Annotated in this window: 16 protein-coding genes; 3 read left to right on the top strand and 13 right to left on the bottom strand. The window is 45.8% G+C overall.

Annotated elements, in window-relative coordinates; genetic code table 11:
- Positions 1–44: 44 nt before the first annotated feature.
- The 4 genes from ASG93_RS05520 to ASG93_RS05500 form a co-directional block, all read right to left on the bottom strand.
- Complete coding sequence (locus ASG93_RS05520; RefSeq protein ID WP_056829663.1) at positions 45–1,277, bottom strand: IS110 family transposase; 1,233 nt, start codon at positions 1,275–1,277, stop codon at positions 45–47.
- Positions 1,278–1,937: 660 nt separating this feature from the next.
- A complete protein-coding gene (gene sdhB / locus ASG93_RS05510; RefSeq protein WP_056829659.1) occupies positions 1,938–2,702 on the bottom strand; it encodes a succinate dehydrogenase iron-sulfur subunit in 765 nt (254 codons plus the stop codon).
- Positions 2,703–2,704: 2 nt separating this feature from the next.
- A complete protein-coding gene (gene sdhA / locus ASG93_RS05505) occupies positions 2,705–4,468 on the bottom strand; it encodes a succinate dehydrogenase flavoprotein subunit (protein ID WP_056829651.1) in 1,764 nt (587 codons plus the stop codon).
- 16 nt (positions 4,469–4,484) lie between these two features.
- Positions 4,485–5,138 carry a succinate dehydrogenase cytochrome b558 subunit gene (locus tag ASG93_RS05500; protein ID WP_056829649.1) on the bottom strand — a complete coding sequence of 218 codons (654 nt, stop codon included), beginning with the start codon at positions 5,136–5,138 and terminating at the stop codon, positions 4,485–4,487.
- 284 nt (positions 5,139–5,422) lie between these two features.
- Here ASG93_RS05500 and ASG93_RS05495 point away from each other — a divergent pair, with 284 nt between their 5' ends.
- A complete protein-coding gene (locus tag ASG93_RS05495; RefSeq protein ID WP_056829648.1) occupies positions 5,423–6,319 on the top strand; it encodes a LysR family transcriptional regulator in 897 nt (298 codons plus the stop codon).
- Positions 6,320–6,369: 50 nt separating this feature from the next.
- Here ASG93_RS05495 and ASG93_RS05490 read toward each other — a convergent pair whose 3' ends face one another.
- The 4 genes from ASG93_RS05490 to ASG93_RS05475 form a co-directional block, all read right to left on the bottom strand.
- Complete coding sequence (locus tag ASG93_RS05490; protein ID WP_056829646.1) at positions 6,370–7,107, bottom strand: response regulator transcription factor; 738 nt, start codon at positions 7,105–7,107, stop codon at positions 6,370–6,372.
- A 93-nt stretch (positions 7,108–7,200) separates the two neighbouring features.
- Entirely contained in the window at positions 7,201–8,451 is a 1,251-nt protein-coding gene (locus tag ASG93_RS05485; protein ID WP_056829643.1) for a cation:proton antiporter, read from the bottom strand.
- Positions 8,451–9,113 (bottom strand): potassium channel family protein, encoded by a 663-nt coding sequence (locus ASG93_RS05480; protein WP_056829641.1) that lies wholly within the window; start codon positions 9,111–9,113, stop codon positions 8,451–8,453. Before ASG93_RS05480 ends, ASG93_RS05485 begins: the two co-directional genes overlap by 1 nt.
- A 14-nt stretch (positions 9,114–9,127) precedes the next feature.
- A complete protein-coding gene (locus tag ASG93_RS05475; RefSeq protein WP_056829640.1) occupies positions 9,128–10,480 on the bottom strand; it encodes a TrkH family potassium uptake protein in 1,353 nt (450 codons plus the stop codon).
- Between the two features lie 274 nt (positions 10,481–10,754).
- Here ASG93_RS05475 and ASG93_RS05470 point away from each other — a divergent pair, with 274 nt between their 5' ends.
- On the top strand, positions 10,755–12,326 hold the full coding sequence (locus tag ASG93_RS05470; RefSeq protein WP_162262826.1) for a CPBP family intramembrane glutamic endopeptidase: 1,572 nt from the start codon (positions 10,755–10,757) through the stop codon (positions 12,324–12,326).
- Here the strand turns inward: ASG93_RS05470 and uvrC are convergent.
- The 3 genes from uvrC to ASG93_RS05455 form a co-directional block, all read right to left on the bottom strand.
- A complete protein-coding gene (gene uvrC, locus ASG93_RS05465; protein WP_056829635.1) occupies positions 12,286–14,256 on the bottom strand; it encodes an excinuclease ABC subunit UvrC in 1,971 nt (656 codons plus the stop codon). The genes ASG93_RS05470 and uvrC overlap by 41 nt on opposite strands.
- A 211-nt stretch (positions 14,257–14,467) precedes the next feature.
- Positions 14,468–14,782 carry a thioredoxin gene (trxA, locus tag ASG93_RS05460; RefSeq protein WP_056829633.1) on the bottom strand — a complete coding sequence of 105 codons (315 nt, stop codon included), beginning with the start codon at positions 14,780–14,782 and terminating at the stop codon, positions 14,468–14,470.
- A gap of 227 nt (positions 14,783–15,009) precedes the next feature.
- Complete coding sequence (locus tag ASG93_RS05455) at positions 15,010–15,393, bottom strand: MerR family transcriptional regulator (protein WP_056829958.1); 384 nt, start codon at positions 15,391–15,393, stop codon at positions 15,010–15,012.
- A gap of 210 nt (positions 15,394–15,603) precedes the next feature.
- On the opposite strand from ASG93_RS05455, the gene ASG93_RS34830 reads away from it, so the two are divergent.
- Positions 15,604–15,747: a YqzM family protein gene (locus ASG93_RS34830; protein WP_156410805.1), complete on the top strand. Its 144-nt coding sequence runs from the start codon at positions 15,604–15,606 to the stop codon at positions 15,745–15,747.
- Between the two features lie 219 nt (positions 15,748–15,966).
- On the opposite strand, the gene dnaI is transcribed toward ASG93_RS34830, so the two are convergent.
- The gene (gene dnaI / locus ASG93_RS05450) at positions 15,967–16,917 is read right to left on the bottom strand and encodes a primosomal protein DnaI (protein WP_056829631.1); all 951 of its coding nucleotides are present in this window, start codon (positions 16,915–16,917) and stop codon (positions 15,967–15,969) included.
- A 54-nt stretch (positions 16,918–16,971) separates the two neighbouring features.
- Positions 16,972–18,492 carry a hypothetical protein gene (locus ASG93_RS05445; protein WP_056829629.1) on the bottom strand — a complete coding sequence of 507 codons (1,521 nt, stop codon included), beginning with the start codon at positions 18,490–18,492 and terminating at the stop codon, positions 16,972–16,974.
- Positions 18,493–18,513: the final 21 nt, after the last annotated feature.

The following is an 18,513-nucleotide window of genomic DNA, read 5'->3' as shown; positions in this document are numbered from 1 at the left end:
AAAGACCCACCCCCCGAAAATTTCTTTCGAAAATTTTTTAAAAGTTAAGCTGAGTGGGCATCCTGTATTTGGATGCTATAACCTAGTGACTTGATTTTACTTACCCAGTAATCAAGTCCTTTTTCTTTGGTTTGCAAATAATCCCATCCCAGTTCTTGATATGTGGTTTTATCTCGTAGCATGATATAGCATATCTTCAAAATTAGATGCGCCGTTGCCACAGCAGCCTTCTTAGGTCCTCGTCGTTTCACAACCCTGCTATAGAAGGCGGCAATACGAGTGCTTTTGGTTTTCGAAGCGGCCCAAGCAACTTGGCAAAGGACAGCTTTTAACCCCTTATTGCCTTTGTTTGTCTTGGAACTTCTACTCTTGCCTGCACTTTCATTATTTCCTGGACAGACTGTAGCCCACGAAGCCAGATGATTTTCGGAAGGGAATACCGACATGTCTACACCAATCTCCGCCAGAATGCTCGCCGCAGCATCCTCTTGAATTCCCGGAATGGTAATCAGCAGGTCAATTTCCTCTCTATATGGCTTTAGCATACGGTCTATCTCACCTTGCAAGAACTCGATATGCTCTTCTACTTGACGGAGATGCTCCAAGTGCCGTCCGATCATAAAGCGGTGGTGAGCGCGCACGCGACCGTTCAAAGCTTCGATTAAATCAGGCACTTTCTTCTTTAATTGACTGAATACCATATTCTTGACAGAGTCGGTATCAAGTACTTCACCGTTAACAATAGCTTCAAGCAGAGCAAGTCCTGACTTGCCAAATAAGTCGGATACATAAGTGGTTAGCTTTATGTTCGCGTCTTGCAAAATCTTGTGAATGCGATTTTTTTCTGACGTCACTTGACCTTTAAGCTTTCGACGGTACCGGGTCAGATCTCGAAGGTCTCGAATGTCGACGGGCGGTACAAAGCTGGACTCGATGAGCCCACAGCGCAAAAGACTTGCGATCCAGGCCGCATCTTTCACATCCGTTTTTCTTCCCGGGACATTCCTAATCTTCTTGGCATTACCCAGCACGAGTGTGAAAGAACCTTCAAGGACGTTCCAAACAGCCTTCCAGTAGACCCCCGTGCTTTCCATAGCGACATGGGAACATTTCATGTCCGTTAGCCAATCCGACAACTGTAAGAGTTCCTTCGTTGTCGTCCCGAAAGTTCGAATTTCTTGTTGTGGCTTGCGGTCCAGTGGACCACTTATAACACAAGCCACTACGGTTTCTTGATGCACGTCTAACCCCGCGCATCGTTCTAATACTGCATCCATACTCATCCCTCATTAATTGAGTTGTACAGGTCATGTAACGGAGAGTGTGTAATTTTATACACGTGCTCGGGCAACAATCGGCGGTACTCATCGTTACAATAGAGCGGTTTTGTGCTCGGGTTTGGGTTCACCAAAAAATTGATCGACCTTTGACCTGCCATTATCCAGTATTGGATGGAATTCGTCTTTGAAAACATCTTTTCATTTTCATACATGGCGGTGACCGGTTCGGTCATGATGGTTTTGTGCGCTAGNCCTGCCATTATCCAGTATTGGATGGAATTCGTCTTTGAAAACATCTTTTCATTTTCATACATGGCGGTGACCGGTTCGGTCATGATGGTTTTGTGCGCTAGCGTCCGGTSGCGAYSGATCYGACGRCCTTGCGCACAATTTTTGTGCGCTAGCGCCTGGTGGCGACGGATCTGCCGACCCTTGCGCACAATTTTTGTGCGCTAGCGTCCGGTGGCGATCGATCCGACGACCTTGCGCACAATTTTTGTGCGCTAGCATCCGGTCGCGACCGATCCGACGACCTTGCGCACAATTTTTGTGCGCTAGCACCCGGTGGCGACGGTACCGCAACGCGGTATGGAAGTCTTATCTACTCAAAAAAAGCCCGACACCCTATAACAGGGCATCGGGCTCGGGCGATCTCGTTTACACGCCTAACCATTTTTTGAACATATGTTTCGTTGTATCTGCATTCAGTGCTGCGATTGAAGTCGTCAGCGGAATGCCTTTCGGACAGGAGCGTACACAGTTCTGCGAGTTACCGCAGCCTTCGATACCGCCATCTGTCATCAACGTATCCAGACGCTCGTCTTTGTTCATTTCACCCGTTGGATGCGCATTGAACAGACGAACTTGGGAAAGCGCAGATGGTCCGATAAAGGAGTTCTTGTCGTTCACGTTCGGACAAGCCTCAAGACAAACGCCGCATGTCATACATTTGGAAAGCTCGTAAGCCCATTGACGCTTCGACTCCGCCATACGAGGTCCTGGTCCAAGATCATACGTACCATCGATTGGAACCCATGCTTTGACTTTCTTCAAAGCAGTGAACATGCGCCCACGGTCGATAACAAGGTCACGCATAACAGGGAACGTGCTCATTGGAGCTACGCGAATCGGCTGCTCCAGCTTATCAACAAGAGCCGAACAAGCTTGACGCGGCTTACCGTTGATAACCATGGAACAAGCTCCGCATACTTCCTCGAGACAGTTGGATTCCCAGCATACAGGAGTCGTCTTGTCGCCTTTTGAGTTCTTTGGATTACGCTGTACTTCCATCAAACCGCTGATGACGTTCATATTGGAGCGATAAGGAATTTCAAATTCCTCGGTATAAGGTTTGGAATCAGGACTCTCTTGACGAGTCACGATAAACTTCACTGTCTTTTGTGCGCTTAGTGTCTCAGCCATGATTAATGTCCTCCCTTTTTCTTCTCCGTGGAGTAGTCACGTTTCCGCGGTGCAATCAAAGATACATCGATGTCTTCATAGCTGATTTTCGGACCTTCCGGCGTCCAATCGGCAATTGTTGTTTTCATGAAGTTCTCATCGTCACGCTCAGTGAATTCTGGCTTGTAATGCGCGCCGCGGCTCTCGTTACGCAGCAAGGCGCCAAGTGTCATCGCCTCAGCCAATTCGAACATGTTCCAGAGCTGACGTGTGAACGCTACCCCTTGATTGTTCCAACGAGCTGTATCTGTGATGTTGATGTTGTTGTATCTTTCTTTCAAATCCTTGATCTTACCAATTGTATCTTCGAGACGATCATTATAACGAACAACCGTCATGTTGGCATTCATCATGTCGCCAAGCTCTTTATGCAGAACGTAGGCATTCTCCGTACCGTTGTTCATTTTAAGCAAGTTCTCGTAACGGTCTGTATGACGTTTCTTCTCGCGATCGTATACGATCGAGGAAGTATCATCAGCATGCTTCTCTAAGCCGCGGATATACTCAACCGCTTTAGGGCCGGAAACCATTCCGTCATAGATGGCCGAAACGAGCGAGTTAGCTCCGAGACGGTTCGCACCGTGATGTTGATACTCACACTCACCAGCAGCGAATAAGCCGGGAATGTTCGTCATCATGTTGTAATCAACCCAAATTCCGCCCATAGAATAGTGAACCGCAGGGAAAATCTTCATTGGAATTTTACGCGGATCGTCGCCCATGAATTTCTCGTAGATTTCCATAATACCGCCAAGCTTAATATCAAGCTCCTTCGGATCTTTATGAGAAAGATCGAGGTAAACCATGTTCTCGCCGTTAATACCAAGCTTCTGGTCTACGCATACCGAGAAGATTTCACGAGTTGCAATATCACGCGGCACCAAGTTACCGTATGCCGGATATTTCTCTTCGAGGAAGTACCAAGGCTTCCCGTCTTTGTATGTCCAAATACGTCCGCCTTCACCGCGCGCAGATTCAGACATCAAGCGAAGCTTGTCATCTCCGGGAATCGCCGTTGGGTGAATTTGAATCATTTCGCCATTCGCATATTTAACGCCTTGTTGGTAAACAGCACTTGCCGCCGTACCAGTATTAATTACTGAGTTCGTTGTTTTGCCGAAAATGATACCAGGACCGCCTGTAGCCAAGATGACCGCGTCGGATGGGAATGTTTGAATTTCCATGCTCCGCAAATCTTGAGCCGCAATACCACGGCATACGCCATCATCATCGAGAACGGAACCTAGAAACTCCCAATGCTCGAATTTCGTTACAAGACCAGCTGTTTCCCAGCGGCGTACTTGCTCATCAAGTGCGTACAAGAGCTGCTGCCCTGTAGTAGCGCCTGCGAATGCCGTACGGTGATATTTGGTACCGCCGAAACGACGGAAATCCAGAAGACCTTCCGGTGTACGGTTGAACATAACGCCCATGCGGTCCATTAAATGAATAATGCCTGGAGCCGCATCGCATAAAGCTTTAACAGGCGGTTGATTCGCTAAGAAATCTCCACCGTAAACTGTATCATCAAAGTGCTCCCACGTGGAGTCACCTTCACCCTTCGTATTCACCGCTCCGTTAATGCCGCCTTGTGCACATACGGAGTGGGAACGTTTAACAGGAACCAAGGAGAACAATTGCACGTGAACTCCGGCTTCTGCTGCTTTAATTGTCGCCATGAGTCCCGCAAGGCCTCCGCCGACGACGATAATTTTTGAATTAGCCACTTCTGTTCACCCTCCCTTATTTCCCCGTATGCGCTTCTACCGGAAGCTGAAATTGCGTATCTGTAAATGCAGTCAAAGACATAATAAACATCACGGACATGACAACGAATACAGCCATCCAAATGATGGAAGATATACGTTGCGCACGCGGCCCAATTGTAATACCCCAGCTAACCAGGAACGACCAAAGTCCATTACAGAAATGGAACGTAGCAGAAACGATACCTACTACATAGATCGTGAACATAACCGGATTCGTCGCAATATCATGCATCGTTCGACCAAGCTCTTCATGCGCAACATTACCTAAGGCAACCTGCAAACGAGTCTCGAACAAATGCCAAGCAATGAACAAGAAGGTAATGACACCAGTAACCCGTTGAAGCATGAACATTTGATTGCGGAAATAACTGTAATTCGACACGTTATTTCGTGCTTGATACGCAACGTAGAGTCCATAAACGGCATGGTAAAGAAGCGGAAGCCAAATCCCCACGATTTCCATGAGCAATACTAATGGCAAACCGTTTAACCAGTTAATTTGGTCCACGAACGCGCCTGGTCCTTTTGTTGCTTCATAGTTTGTGAGCAAATGCTCAATAAGAAAGAAGCCCACAGGAATTACGCCAAGCAAAGAGTGGATCTTTCGAAAGTAATACGAATTACCCATAATTGAACCAATTCCCCCCTCATAAAAATTCATCATTTATCCGACATTATCAGACAAGACAAGCCACATACCATTGTACTCTCGCCGCAAACGAGCGTCAACCCATAATCATCCAAGCCTATTTTGCCAAATCAGTGAATGATTATACACCTTCGTCCAAGAAATGTGAATAAAAAGTGACATGTACATCGTACCTCTTTCACGCTTATAATGGAAGTGCCGTTTTTTTATATATACTTATAACCTTAACACATATGCATAGCGCAAAAGGAGTCGATTGAAGCATGGAACTCTTGGATGTTTTCGCAGTTGTTGTCGAACAAGTAAGCCTCAATAAAGCATCTCAGCTATTGAACATCTCGCAACCGGCTCTCTCACGCAAAATAATGAAGCTAGAGGAAGAGCTGGGTGTAGAACTTTTTATCCGCAAAGGTAAAAGGCTGGAACTAACCAAGGTCGGTCAAATTTGCTATGACCACGCCTTGGAACTGCGTCACCTAGAGCGCAAGTTCAAGCAAGCGATCCAAACCTACAAAGCAGCGGGAAGCCACACTTCGATTACGATAGGAGCAAGTCTGACAACACTGCAAATGACGCTCCCAGATCTCATCACAGATTACTTGCAGGATTACCCCCTGACAGAAATTAAACTGATTACGGGTAAGACACATGAAATCGTAACTATGGCAAAAGAAAACAAAGTGGATATCGGCATCGTCGCTTCCCAGATTAATGCTTCCAGCCTTCATTGTGAGCCTTTATTCGATGATCACTTATGTCTGGTGCTTCCTCTAGGGCATCCTCTTATCGATCGCGCTACCATTACAATGAACGATTTAAATGAATTGCCGATGATCCTCTTCTCCAAAGGCACTTGGTATCGTATTCTGATGGATGAGCTGTTCAACCGTTATACCATATTACCCAACGTACAAATGGAGATCGACTCCTTCGAAGCCATTATCCGACTCGTTTCAACTTGTAAAACAGCTACCTTGCTTCCAAGATCCTATTTACGTGAAGATTTAATTCGTAATAATGAATTGATTTTGCGCAATCTGGCCGAGTTAGAACAGACGAAACGAACGACTTCACTTATTTACTCCGATCATACAGCGGATAATATAGCGTCTATGAAGTTTGTCACTCAAGCGATCAATTACTTCCGAAAGCAAAAATAAAACCTCCATGCCGCTCATCCTAGAAGATGCAGAGGCTAGAGGTTCTTTTTCTAATATACAAATTTGTACCCTACACCCCAAACCGTCCGAATCCACTTAGGCTCTTTGGGATTGTCCTCGATCTTTTTACGAAGGTTAGCAATATGCACATCAATGGCCCGATCCGTTACTAAACTATCGAATCCACGAACCGTTTGCAGTAAATCTTCCCGGCTATATACGCGACCAGGATGATTCACAAAGCATTTCATAATTTCGAATTCCGAATAAGTCGTCTCTACTAAAACGCCATGAACACGCATAGAGCGCGTATTCGGATTGAGCGTAATCTTCTTATCGATATCCAAGACCGCCTCTAATACCGCAGTCGTTGACCCTCCAACAGCTTCCGTTACTCGACGAGTATTCACACTAGATTTCAAATACAAGTTGGAGCGCCGAATAAGAGCGTGAACTCTCGCACTCATTTCATGCATACTGAATGGTTTACACATATAGTCGTCGGCACCTGCCCCGAGCGCGTTAACGCGTTCAACGACTTTATTTTTCATCGAGAGGATCATAATAGGTATTTTCGAGGTTTCCCGAACTTGTCTGCATAAGGCAAGACCATCCATATCAGGCAGCATCAGATCAAGTAAAATAACATCTGGATCAAATTGTGAGACAGCTGCAATGCCTTCAGCCCCATTTGCCTTTCTTACGACATGAAATCCTTCTTCACTTAAATACATGGTGACCATATCGCCGATCATGGCATCGTCTTCAATTATTAATACCTTATACATGGGGAGTCCACCTTCAGTTAGAAATTCTCTTGTTGTATATGTACTAGCAAATTTATTAATTGAATAGTCGAATGGTGATCAAAAAAATTTATTTTAATCATGGTTATCGGGATCGCCGGGCTTTATTTCAAGACCCAGTTTACGTGCCACATAAGCAGTTGTACTCGCTTGAAACAAAATGGTTATAAGCACAGCCATGAACGTAACGCTGGCTATAAGATCACTGTGCTGAACGCCCATCCCAGCTACCATTCCGGATAACGCCGCGGGTATAACCCCTGTCTCTCGAACCCAGAACATGAACAGAATTTCATTTCGCTTCCATTTCGCTTTACGATCCGGCCATGTACAGATCAGAACCGTAAGCGGGCGGGCGATAAACATAAATACAAAGATAACACCTAAGCTTGGCCAGAAATGCTCAAGGAGTAATGGGAAGTTCACTTGACTGCCTAGTAAGATGAAAATGAGCATGCGCATAATGACCGTAATATTTTCTGAAAAATGCTCCATTTCAAGCTGTTTATCATTCATTTCCAGCTTAAATGTACCCGCATTCCCCCAGATTAATCCTGCTGTAAAGGTCGCCATAAAACCGCTAACGCCTATCGCCTCTCCTGCGATATATGCACCAAGTGAAGTCACAACCATCGCTATTGTAGCGTAGTCTCTTAGATGACCCAGCTTCAAATGTGCCGTCAGGAACGTCATTACATAACCGATTACCGCACCAACTAGGAGCCCACCCAATGCAGTCTTCACAAAATCAAAGACACCCGAAGTAACAGAAACTTCTTGTGTGCCAAGAATAATCGCTAATAAAGAAAAAGTTAGAATCGAAGCCGTCGCGTCATTAAAAGCAGATTCACTTTCAACCGTTTCACGCACTTTCGGACGGATCTTCACTTGTTTAAACACCGGGATCAGGGTTGCTGGATCTGTTGAAGCAATAATCGCTCCCAGTAACAGCGCATAAAGCCAAGGTAAATCCAGCAGCAAATGAGCGACTACCGCCACTGCGCCGCACGTGATAAGAACGCCAGGAACACTAAGTAAACTTACAGTAAGCCATACCTTGCGAAGACCAGAGAGTCTGATATTGCGTCCTCCATCGAAGAGGATTAAGGTTGAGCCCAAGACAAGGATGAATTGGTTCGTAAACGATGTACTGGATACTGTAATCCAATGAAAGGCTTGTCCCACCAGCATACCTGCTATGAGAAACAGGGCAACGTCAGGAAGCTTCAACCATTGCGCCGCTTTCCCCGATATCATGCCCAACCCAAAAATAAGCACAAGAATAATCATAACATGTTCAATTAGGATCGAGGTTGTATTTTCCATTAGCCGATGACTTCACTTTCAAATTTATCAATTTGATTGTTGGTTCCGATGATGACCATCACATCATTCTCATTCACAACATCATCTGCCGTTGGCGCAATGATAATCCCTGTTTTCTTATTGATAGCCACAATGCTGCAGCCATACTTAGCACGAGGATCCAGCTCCTTGAGAGCTAAGCCACATACATTCTTAGGGACAGATAATTCCACGATCGTGTACTCTTTGGAAATCTCTATGTAGTCCAGTAGATTAGGTGATACGAGTTGATGCGCAACACGAATACCCATATCTCGTTCCGGATAAATGACGCGGTCAACACCCAGCTTACTCAGTACCTTGCCATGCAATTCGGACAACGCTTTAGCTACAACCTTCTTGATGCCCAAATCTTTAAGCACAATAGCCGCTAGGATACTTGATTGAATATCATCCCCAATGGCTACAACCGCGCAGTCGAAATTTCGTACGCCCAATGATTTCAATACCTCTTCATCCGTTGCATCCGCAACTACTGTATGGGTAAGCTCAGAACTCATCTCATCAACGACTTCTTCATCTTTATCAATACCCAACACTTCATAACCAAGCTTTATGAGTTCTTTGGAAATACTGGCCCCAAAACGACCCAGCCCGATTACAACATATTGATTTTTTTTCATGTTCCTTGTTCCCCTTATCCAATCGTGATTTTACCCTCTGGGTATCTATATAGTTCTTTCTCTTGCTTCGGCTGCAGGGCATAGGCTAGTGTGATGGTTCCCAATCTTCCTGCAAACATCGTTAAACTAATGAGAACCTTGCCAAATGTCGTTAGTTCGGGGGTCAATCCCATAGATAGACCAACAGTTCCAAAGGCGGAAGTCACTTCGAACAAAATTTTCAAAAACGGCGAATCCTCTGTTGTCGATAAAAGCATCGTCACGAAGATAACCAGAAATAATGCCATCATCGATAATGTAATGGCTTTGAGAATACGGTCTTTTGCCAAGCGGTAACGATAAATAACAATGTCTTCTTTCCCTCGAATCATAGTAACGATAGCACTAATAAGAATCGTGAATGTAGTTGTTTTGATACCGCCCCCTGTAGAGCCAGGAGATGCACCGATAAACATCAAGATGATAATAAAAAATTGTGTTGCTTGACGAAGAGCTCCAATATCTACCGTATTCGGACCAGCCGTACGTGGTACGATCGATTGAAAGAAAGAAGCTAATACTTTTCCGCCCATATCTAGTGAACCCATGGTTCTGTTATTTGTAAATTCGAATATAAAGATGACAAGAGCTCCAAACACAATGAGAAAACCCGACATGCTAAGAACAACTTTGGAATGGAGGGTAAGCTTCTTCTTGTTCCGGAAGTCCATCACATCGGACATAACAATGAATCCAATACCCCCAAGCACAATAATCGCCATTACAACAAAGTTTACAACGAAATCGTCAGCATAGGCTGTAAAGGAAACAAATGGTGCATCGACAGTTCCAAATAAATCGAAACCAGCGTTATTAAACATCGATATCGAATGCCAGATTCCGAAATAAAGGGCTTGAGCAAATTCCATGTCAAATGACCAACGAATCGTTAAAATGACTGCTGCAATTGCTTCAATTGTTAATGAGTAAATAATAACTTTACGGATAAGTCGGACGATACCTTCCATACTGCTTTGGTTAAAAGCCTCTTGCAGAACTAGTCGTTCTTTTAATGTGATTTTTTTACGGAAGGCAAAAGCGATTAAAGTCGACATTGTCATAAAACCCAAGCCGCCAACTTGAATCAAGCTCACAATAACGATCTGCCCAAACATCGTGTAGGTACTCCCTGTATCCACTACGACCAGACCCGTTACACATGTTGCCGAAGTCGATGTAAACAGCGCATCAATAAAAGCAATCGAATGTCCCGTTGCCGAAGCAAAGGGAAGTGTCAAAAGCCCTGCTCCTAAGAAAATAATAGCAGCAAATCCGAGAACGAGAATTTGCGGAGGCGTTAGTCGCCAAATACTCATTTTTTTAATCATAGTGCCTCCTGTGTTTACAAAAAAGAAATAAGGATTTCAAATACGTTAACGGTAGGATTCCCTCGTTATTATTTAGAAATTCCGAACTTACCCAATTGATAGGTATTATATAATTGTTTTTAATTCTTTACCAGTAAATTGGCTTTCTTTTTAAACTATGATAACGTGAAAGATGTGATTTCAGAATCGAAAATGTAGAAGGGAACTCACTATGATCAGGCCAAAATTTAATCGTTTTCTCCTCTTCCTTGCATGCATTGGAGTAGCTCTTTATTTGGGAATATCCTCATTATACGGACTTCGGGCAGAAGAACCTTCGGCAGCAGACAATCCTTCTATCACGAAGCAGCAGGCAGCGGATCGCGCAGCCCAATTTGTAAGTGAGCGCTATGATTTGCATAACCCGCAAACCTATGTGGTTTATCAGTCCAAGAAGGACCGCAGCGGTTATTTGCAAAAGGAGCATTTGTTAGAAGCCTATTTGAAGGATTATGGGGAGCGTTACCCCATTGATTATTATCAAGTAAGCGTAGAGGACACCAAGACCAACCGTCAATTTGAAGTTGAGATTAATTACACGAATGCTTCCATCATTGGATGGCGTGAAACGCAGAATCCTTCCGATCAAGCAATGATCAGTAAGCAGAAAGCAGACATTTTGGCCAAGCAGGAAATTCGGCAGCAAGGTTTTGAGCCGGATGACTTTGCACCCATAGATAAACGGACTGCCGAAAGCGATCAAGCACATGGAACTACCTTATTTTATGAAAAACAAACGAAACCAATTGGCGAAGCAAAGTTACAGGTTCGAGTTGATTTCGATGATAAAAATCTGATCGGTTATAACGTACTCTTCAGCTTACCTGCGTCGCATCAAGTCTGGATCGATCAGCAGGATCACTCCGCATCTATCATGACTTGGATTTCCATGGGTTTCACACTCATCATGACCATTGCCGCAATTGTATTTGCCATCATCTATAGAAAACATATGAAATTCAGCAGAGGCCTGCTATTGACAGCCATTTTCTTAGCTATCTATATCACCAATAACTTTAATATGTACCCTGCTTTTAGGTCTATGAGTGGAGTTCTGAACGAAGAATTCGCAACATGGGCAGCTATTATTTTCATGAATGTAGTGACTGTGCTGCTCGGCATATCTCTATACTTAGCTTTGGTAGCAGGTAATGGATTGTGGAATTCAATCGGGGAGCGAAAATGGCCGGCTTGGAAGGAGTCCTCATTTGGGACTGAGGTTTATAGCGGCATGGGGCGCGGTTATTTGCTGGCTCTTTTTATCTTGGGCGTTCAGCAGGTACTATTTTACGCAGGTGAAGTGAATTTTGATGTTTGGTCTGTGAATGATCCGTCCGATTCTGTTCTCAATATGGTGGAACCCCGCTTCTTCCCGCTTATGGCCTGGGTTGCTGCCATTTCTGAAGAGGCAACCTACCGACTGCTCGGCATCATTCTATTCAAGAAGCTGTTTCGCTCAAACTTTATTGCAATTGTCATTCCCAGCGTGATTTGGGCAGCCAGTCATACCCAGTATCCCATTTATCCCGTCTACACTCGGCTAATCGAGGTCACCATCATAGGCATTATTCTAGGTTATGTCTTCCTCAAATATGGTTTCATTACCGCCGTTTTCGCTCATGCTTGCATGGACAGCATCCTCATGGGGATGTCCCTCTTCTCTCTCGGACATGTAAGCGATGTGCTTGCTGGCATTTTCTACATCCTGCTGCCTGGTTTGATAGGCTTGCTGCTAGCCTGGCTGCATGGAAAAAGGCGGGGTCCCCTTATTCCTGGGGAGCCGCCGCCTCGCCTTGAAGCGCTTTGAGAATTTCGATAGCCAATTTCTCACCTATACCCAGAGGCTTGAAGTCTTGGACTTCAGCCTCTTTTATTTTGCGTACGGAGCCAAAGTGCTTAAGCAATGCCTTCCGGCGCTTCTCCCCGATGCCGGGAATCGCGTCCAGCTGGGAGACGACCATCGACTTCGCCCTTGTTTCACGGTGGAACGTAATCGCGAAACGGTGAACCTCGTCTTGGATCCGCTGCAGCAGGTAAAACTCTTGGCTGTCACGCGGAAGCGGCACAACTTCTGCGGGATCTCCGATCATGAGCTGCGCTGTTTTGTGCTTGGCATCTTTCACAAGTCCACAGATCGGAATGAACAGGCCTAGTTCATTCTCCAGCACATCGACTGCGGCTGAGATTTGTCCCTTCCCTCCGTCCACGACGATCAGGTCAGGCATCGTAAGATTGTCCTTAAGCACACGTTCGTACCTTCGGCGAATCACCTCGCGCATTGTTTCGTAGTCATCCGGACCAACGACCGTCTTGACTTTGTACTTGCGGTATTCCTTACGATCGGGCTTGCCGTCCACGAAGACGACCATCGCAGAAACCGGATTCGTCCCTTGTATGTTCGAGTTATCGAATGCTTCGATACGGCGAATTGTTCCCGTGCCGAGCCATTCTCCAAGATTCTCAACCGCTTTGGTCGTACGGCGCTCATCACGCTCTACCAAGCGGAATTTCTCATCCAACGCATTGCGGGCATTGTCTTTGGCCATATCGACCATTTGCTTCTTCAGCCCTCGCTGCGGGATGTGCACCTTGACCTTGAGCCAGGATTCCAGAGCTTCGCGGACATCCTTCTCTTCCGCCTCAACTTGAGCCGCAACTTCTGCTGGTACTTCGGCAGAGGCGTCTATTGAGACTTCAACGGCGGCTTCAGAAAGAGCTTCGGTTGAAGCAATAGTAGGGGCAATTGCCGCCTGTACCGGCATTGTCGGCAGGAAGATCTCCTTCGGCAGCGCCGGATTGTCGCTGTAGACCTGAGTAACGTAGGTTATGAAGTCATTGTACTCATCACCGTAATACGGAAACAGCGAAACGTGCCGCTCGATGAGCTTGCCCTGCCGCATGTATTGGATGTGCACAGCCATCCAGCCCTTGTCGACCGCGTACCCGAACACATCGCGGTCTAGCGCATCTGCCGTCGTGATCTTCTGCTTCTCCATCACGGCGTCGATGTTCATGATATGATCGCGCAGCTCCTTGGCGCGCTCGAAATTCAGTTCCTCCGCTGCGGCCAGCATTTTGGCCGTCAGCTCTTCCTTAATAACGTCGTGTCCCCCGTTCAGGAAACGGCTGATCTCTTGCACCATCCGCTCGTTCGTCGCAGCGGATACATCGAATTCGCAAGGCGCAAGACACTGCCCGATATGATAGTATAGGCATACTTTCTCGGGCATGGTCTTGCACTTGCGCAGCGGATAAAGCCGGTCCAGCAGCTTCTTCGTCTGCTGGGCCGCAAAGGCGTTCGGATAAGGGCCGAAGTACTTGCCCTTATCTTTAAATACGCGCCGCGTGACTTCTAAGCGCGGCTGCTCTTCATGTGTAATCTTGATGTACGGGAACGTCTTATCATCCTTCAACAGTACGTTGTACCGCGGATGATGCTGCTTAATTAGATTACACTCAAGAATCAAAGCCTCCATGTTCGAGGAGGTAATTATATATTCAAAGTCGCGGATTTCGCTGACTAGTTTTTGCGTCTTCGCGCTGTGGCTCCCTGTGAAATAGGAGCGCACACGATTCTTCAGCACTTTCGCTTTTCCCACATAGATGATGGTACCTTCACGGTTTTTCATGATATAACAGCCTGGCTTATCCGGTAATAAGCTCAGCTTATGTTTAATTACTTCCAAACTCTGTTCGCGGACTCCAGCGTCCTCATGCCCATGCTCATGCTCGGTCATGCATCCAATCTCCTCTCACACAAAAACTTCCCCATATTTCCCCTCTAACTTCCAAATCTTAAAAGTTCCTAAATTCTACTTACAACATAATCGTCGCAGTAGCCACCAATTATAGACGCTCACTATTTTCAGAAAACAAAAAAAAGCTCCTTTTCAGCATAGCAGAAAAAGAGCTTTTTCTCACGAACAATTGTTTCTAGTTTGCAACAAATTATTGATGACGAGAAACAACATTTTTCAGCGCTTCTTTGGATTGGAAGCCAACCACTTTATCAACTGGCTGTCCATCTTTGAATACGATAAGAGTTGGGATGCTCATAACACCAAAGCGAGCAGCGGACTCTGGATTGTCATCCACGTTTACTTTTGCAATTTTCAAGGACTCAATTTCTTTATCAAGCTCTTCCAAAACGGGAGCGATCATTTTACAAGGTCCGCACCAAGGTGCCCAGAAGTCTACAAGTACTGTACCTTCTCCTTCAACTTCGCCTTTAAAGCTGTTATCAGAAACATTCACGATTGACATGATAGTTCCTCCTTCTAAGAATGGATTTGATTTATAAGTTGAAAAGAGAGTATAAGTTTGCAACTTAACTCGCTTCGCATCAACCTTGACAAAAGCGCTCGTCTTAAAGGACGGCGTAAGACGTTTATCCTAGTACCTAGCTACCGATGAACGTCAACATGTAAAGTATACCACACCAGTGGGTCATTTCAACCAAGCCATAAGTTAGCAAAAAGGTGGAATTGGATCTACTTAGCAGGTAATCCTACAGGCAGCCCCTGAAGTCTTTGCTGCTCGATATAAGCAATACGATCCTTCAAATTAGCTTGCAGCTGCTGCAGCATTGTCATCTGTTGTTCGATTTCTTGGAGCTTCTCTGTGTAGAGTGGCAGCAAATCATCGCACATCGACTCCTGATTTTTCATGACGCAGTTCAGAAAGCTTTCAATTTGTTCGGTCGTAAAGCCTAAGCTCAAATAAAACTGAATGGTCTTCACGCGCTCGACAGCCATCTGGTTGAATACCCGATATCCATTTTCTTCACGCTGTGTCGCGATTAGCCCTTTCGCCTCATAGTACCGTAAAGAACGAATACTGGCTCCGGTAAGCTTGGATAATTCACTAATCCGCATGGCCTTCACCTTTTTCCTTTTCCTTGATCAAGTAAGGATGTTCTCATTGTAAACCATGACACTAATGTTAGAGTCAAGTCTTATTTTAAACTTTCCGCTGCTATCTGCTATTGTTTGCATAATTGTCACTTTGATAAGCTTTACAACTTTCGACGAATTTGGGTATACTAAGCTTAAACATACGAATGTCGGACGTTGGGGGGTAACCACATGAGCGATCCTAAACACCCTGAGCTTCACGTGTATGAAGAACCGCGTAATGATTTCATGGATGTAGGCATTGGCTTTGGCGCATTCTTTGGCGTATTGTTTCTAATTGCAGCTATTGCAACTGTGATTCAAGTTATGAAATAAGAATGTCCAAGCCTGGAAGAGGACCGCTTAGCACTCGATGCGAAGCGGTTTTTTCATGCTTTTTTATAAGCGGTAAGTAACAAGCAAGGATAAACGACTCCGTTGTCTTTCAGGGACGAGCGCATTTGTCAAGGTAGATGCGAAGCAAAAGTATAAAACTTATACTTTCTTATCTACTCAAAAAAGCTGTACAGATGAACGCATCTGCACAGCTTTTTATTATTTCCCACGCTTGTTCGTACCTGTTACCACAACCACATCGACAAAAGGACGAATACGGTCCATAATCCGCTGTCCCTTGTACTCTTCGTCACCATCTTTATTCGTGAAGCTGAAATGCTTCTCCAAGTCAGAGAGCGCATAATTGGACGTGAAAAAGGTCGGCTTACGATTCATCCGATGATTCACGATAGCGCCAATAACATGATCTCGCAGCCACGGATTCAAATTCTCCGCGCCAATATCATCGAAAACTAATAGATCCGTTTCCTTCAACAGATCAATCGTCTCCTTCAGCTTGGAGGGCTCCTGGAACATACCCTTCAAGTCCTCGGCAAAATCCGGCATATAGACGATTGCACCTGTCATTCCGACTTTGGCCAGCTGGTGCAGCATATAGCCCATCAGGAACGTCTTCCCCGTCCCAAATGATCCGGACAAGTAGAGTCCTCTCGTCTGAAGTCCTTCTTCCATCGTCAGGCTGACATAGTCGTTAATTTGCATAACAGCTTTCGCCCGATCCAGATCCGTTTCAAGGATATCTCCAAACGAGTAGCTGCGCGAAATCATCCGCGGATCCACGTGAAAGGTGCGGATTCGGCTGCTTATGGCATCCTGCAGCTGCTTGGCGCCAAACTTCTTGCATGCCACCTTTTCCTCATGAACAAACGGCTTTTCATTGACGGAATCGGCTGTTAACATCGTATAATGCCCCGTCATATCATTTGGACAGTTTTCTAAACCTGGACAGTTGGAACAGTTTTTGTACTCGGACACATACTGATAAAGCTTGTTCATATTAATCTTAATGGTATAGTCATCGACGAATGGATACTTTTGGCGAAATTTGTGAACTAAGACGTCGTCCATGACAACTTTAATTTTCGCTTCTGCCTTCCGTCTCCATTCGGATTGCGGCATTGATTTGAGTAAGTGAGACAGGGAATCCATGCTTCCTGCACCTCCTTATAATTCTCTTGTACTTTGTTCCATCGGCCGTAACCGTCAGCTCTTCCGATTAAAGCGCTCGTCCAGCTTCTGCGCCATCCTTCTCGCGGCTTCCAGCTCTTCATCCGTCAGCCTCGAAGCCGCCGCTGTACCGGCATCCGGCACCACGATCGGAATATGAGGCTTCTGCGTCTTGCCTTGTCGGCCTCTCGTGACAGAGCCGCCGCTAGCTTTAGCGGCCTCCACCTTGGAAGCGGCCTTCTGTTTGTAGCTGATTTTCTCACGCACATATTCCACCGCTTGTTCGTAAGTAACAATTTGCTTGCCCAGCAGATCCGATGCGACCGCTTCAATCGAAGACTTGGCCCACGAGCGGCGGTCAATATGTAGGAAGTGGATCAAGACATTAATGACTTCCTCTTTCAATCTATAATTCAAATCAATCTTCTCAAATATATTAAGTACACCGTCCGGGATGGAGCCCTGAGTGAAGAACATTTTCAGAACTGCCGTGTACGGCTCATTTCGCATAATGTAATTGTATTGATGATCTGTGCATTCACCGCGCAGCTGCTGCGGCACTTCTAAGTAATAAGCCATTTCAACTGACTTGTCTCCAGAGGTATCCAGCATATCCTCATGCGCTTCGCCTTGCGACTTCTCTTCCGACCTGGACAACGTGCGCTCTCGTTCCTCATCCCGCTTCTTGCTCTGTCTGTAGAACAGATTCGCATTATACTGCATGAGATCCATCTGCAGCTCGCCCTCCTCGGTGAATGCGCCATCCTCGTCCAGCAAACGGCATGTTTCCTGAAGTGAAAGGTTGTACTTCTTCGCCACAATATTAATCGCAGCCATCTGATCCGGTTTATGTTTGAGAGCCTCAACGAAAATACGATTGCTCGCCCCTCGCGGGAACCTCATAATGATATCCGCATACTGGAAGCCCTTGGTTGTCACGTCCATCCGAGCGTCTCCCTGTTTACTGGCCGAGGCCTCATATAGGGCTTGCTCCAGCTCGTAGTCAACCACCTGGGTATTGAGGCGGAATAGATCATAGAACGGAACAGACAGGTTCTCTTCACTCGCGTCACGGCACTCTTCCGGCTCAGGCGAGAGCAGCTCTTCCCGAAGGGACAGGAGCATGAACTTACCGACTTTATCGCGGAGCAGCAGGGTCAAATGCTGATTGCGGAAAAACTCATTGGGGCCAAGCGGAGGGAACAAGGTGTACACGAAGACATAATCTTCTTCGCCCGGCAGAAACTTGCGAGTTGTTTGCAGGAGCCCTATGGCTTCAAGCTTCGAAGATTGCTCTATTAGATATTTACGTCCTCGCTCCCCCTGCTCAAGCTCGAGCAGCAGAAACAGCTTTCGCTGTTGTTCCAGAGAAGAATATCCGACTTTTTCTGCACTCATCTGCAGATAAAGTGCTTGATAGAGACTAATAGCCAAACCGCCGATCATAGGTTGATACATCATTGCTAACATTTTATAATCCAGACTGCTCAAAGAAAACTCACGGTTCACACAAAACCTATGGTTCTCAGTGAAATGCAGCATATTCGTCATTCTCATTCCGTTACAGCACCATCCTGC

Source organism: Paenibacillus sp. Soil787, assembly GCF_001429545.1.
In the GTDB taxonomy this organism is placed as follows: Bacteria; Bacillota; Bacilli; order Paenibacillales; family NBRC-103111; genus Paenibacillus_E.
The sequence above is the reverse complement of the archived record's forward strand: the minus strand, read 5'-3'. Positions and strand labels throughout refer to the sequence as shown.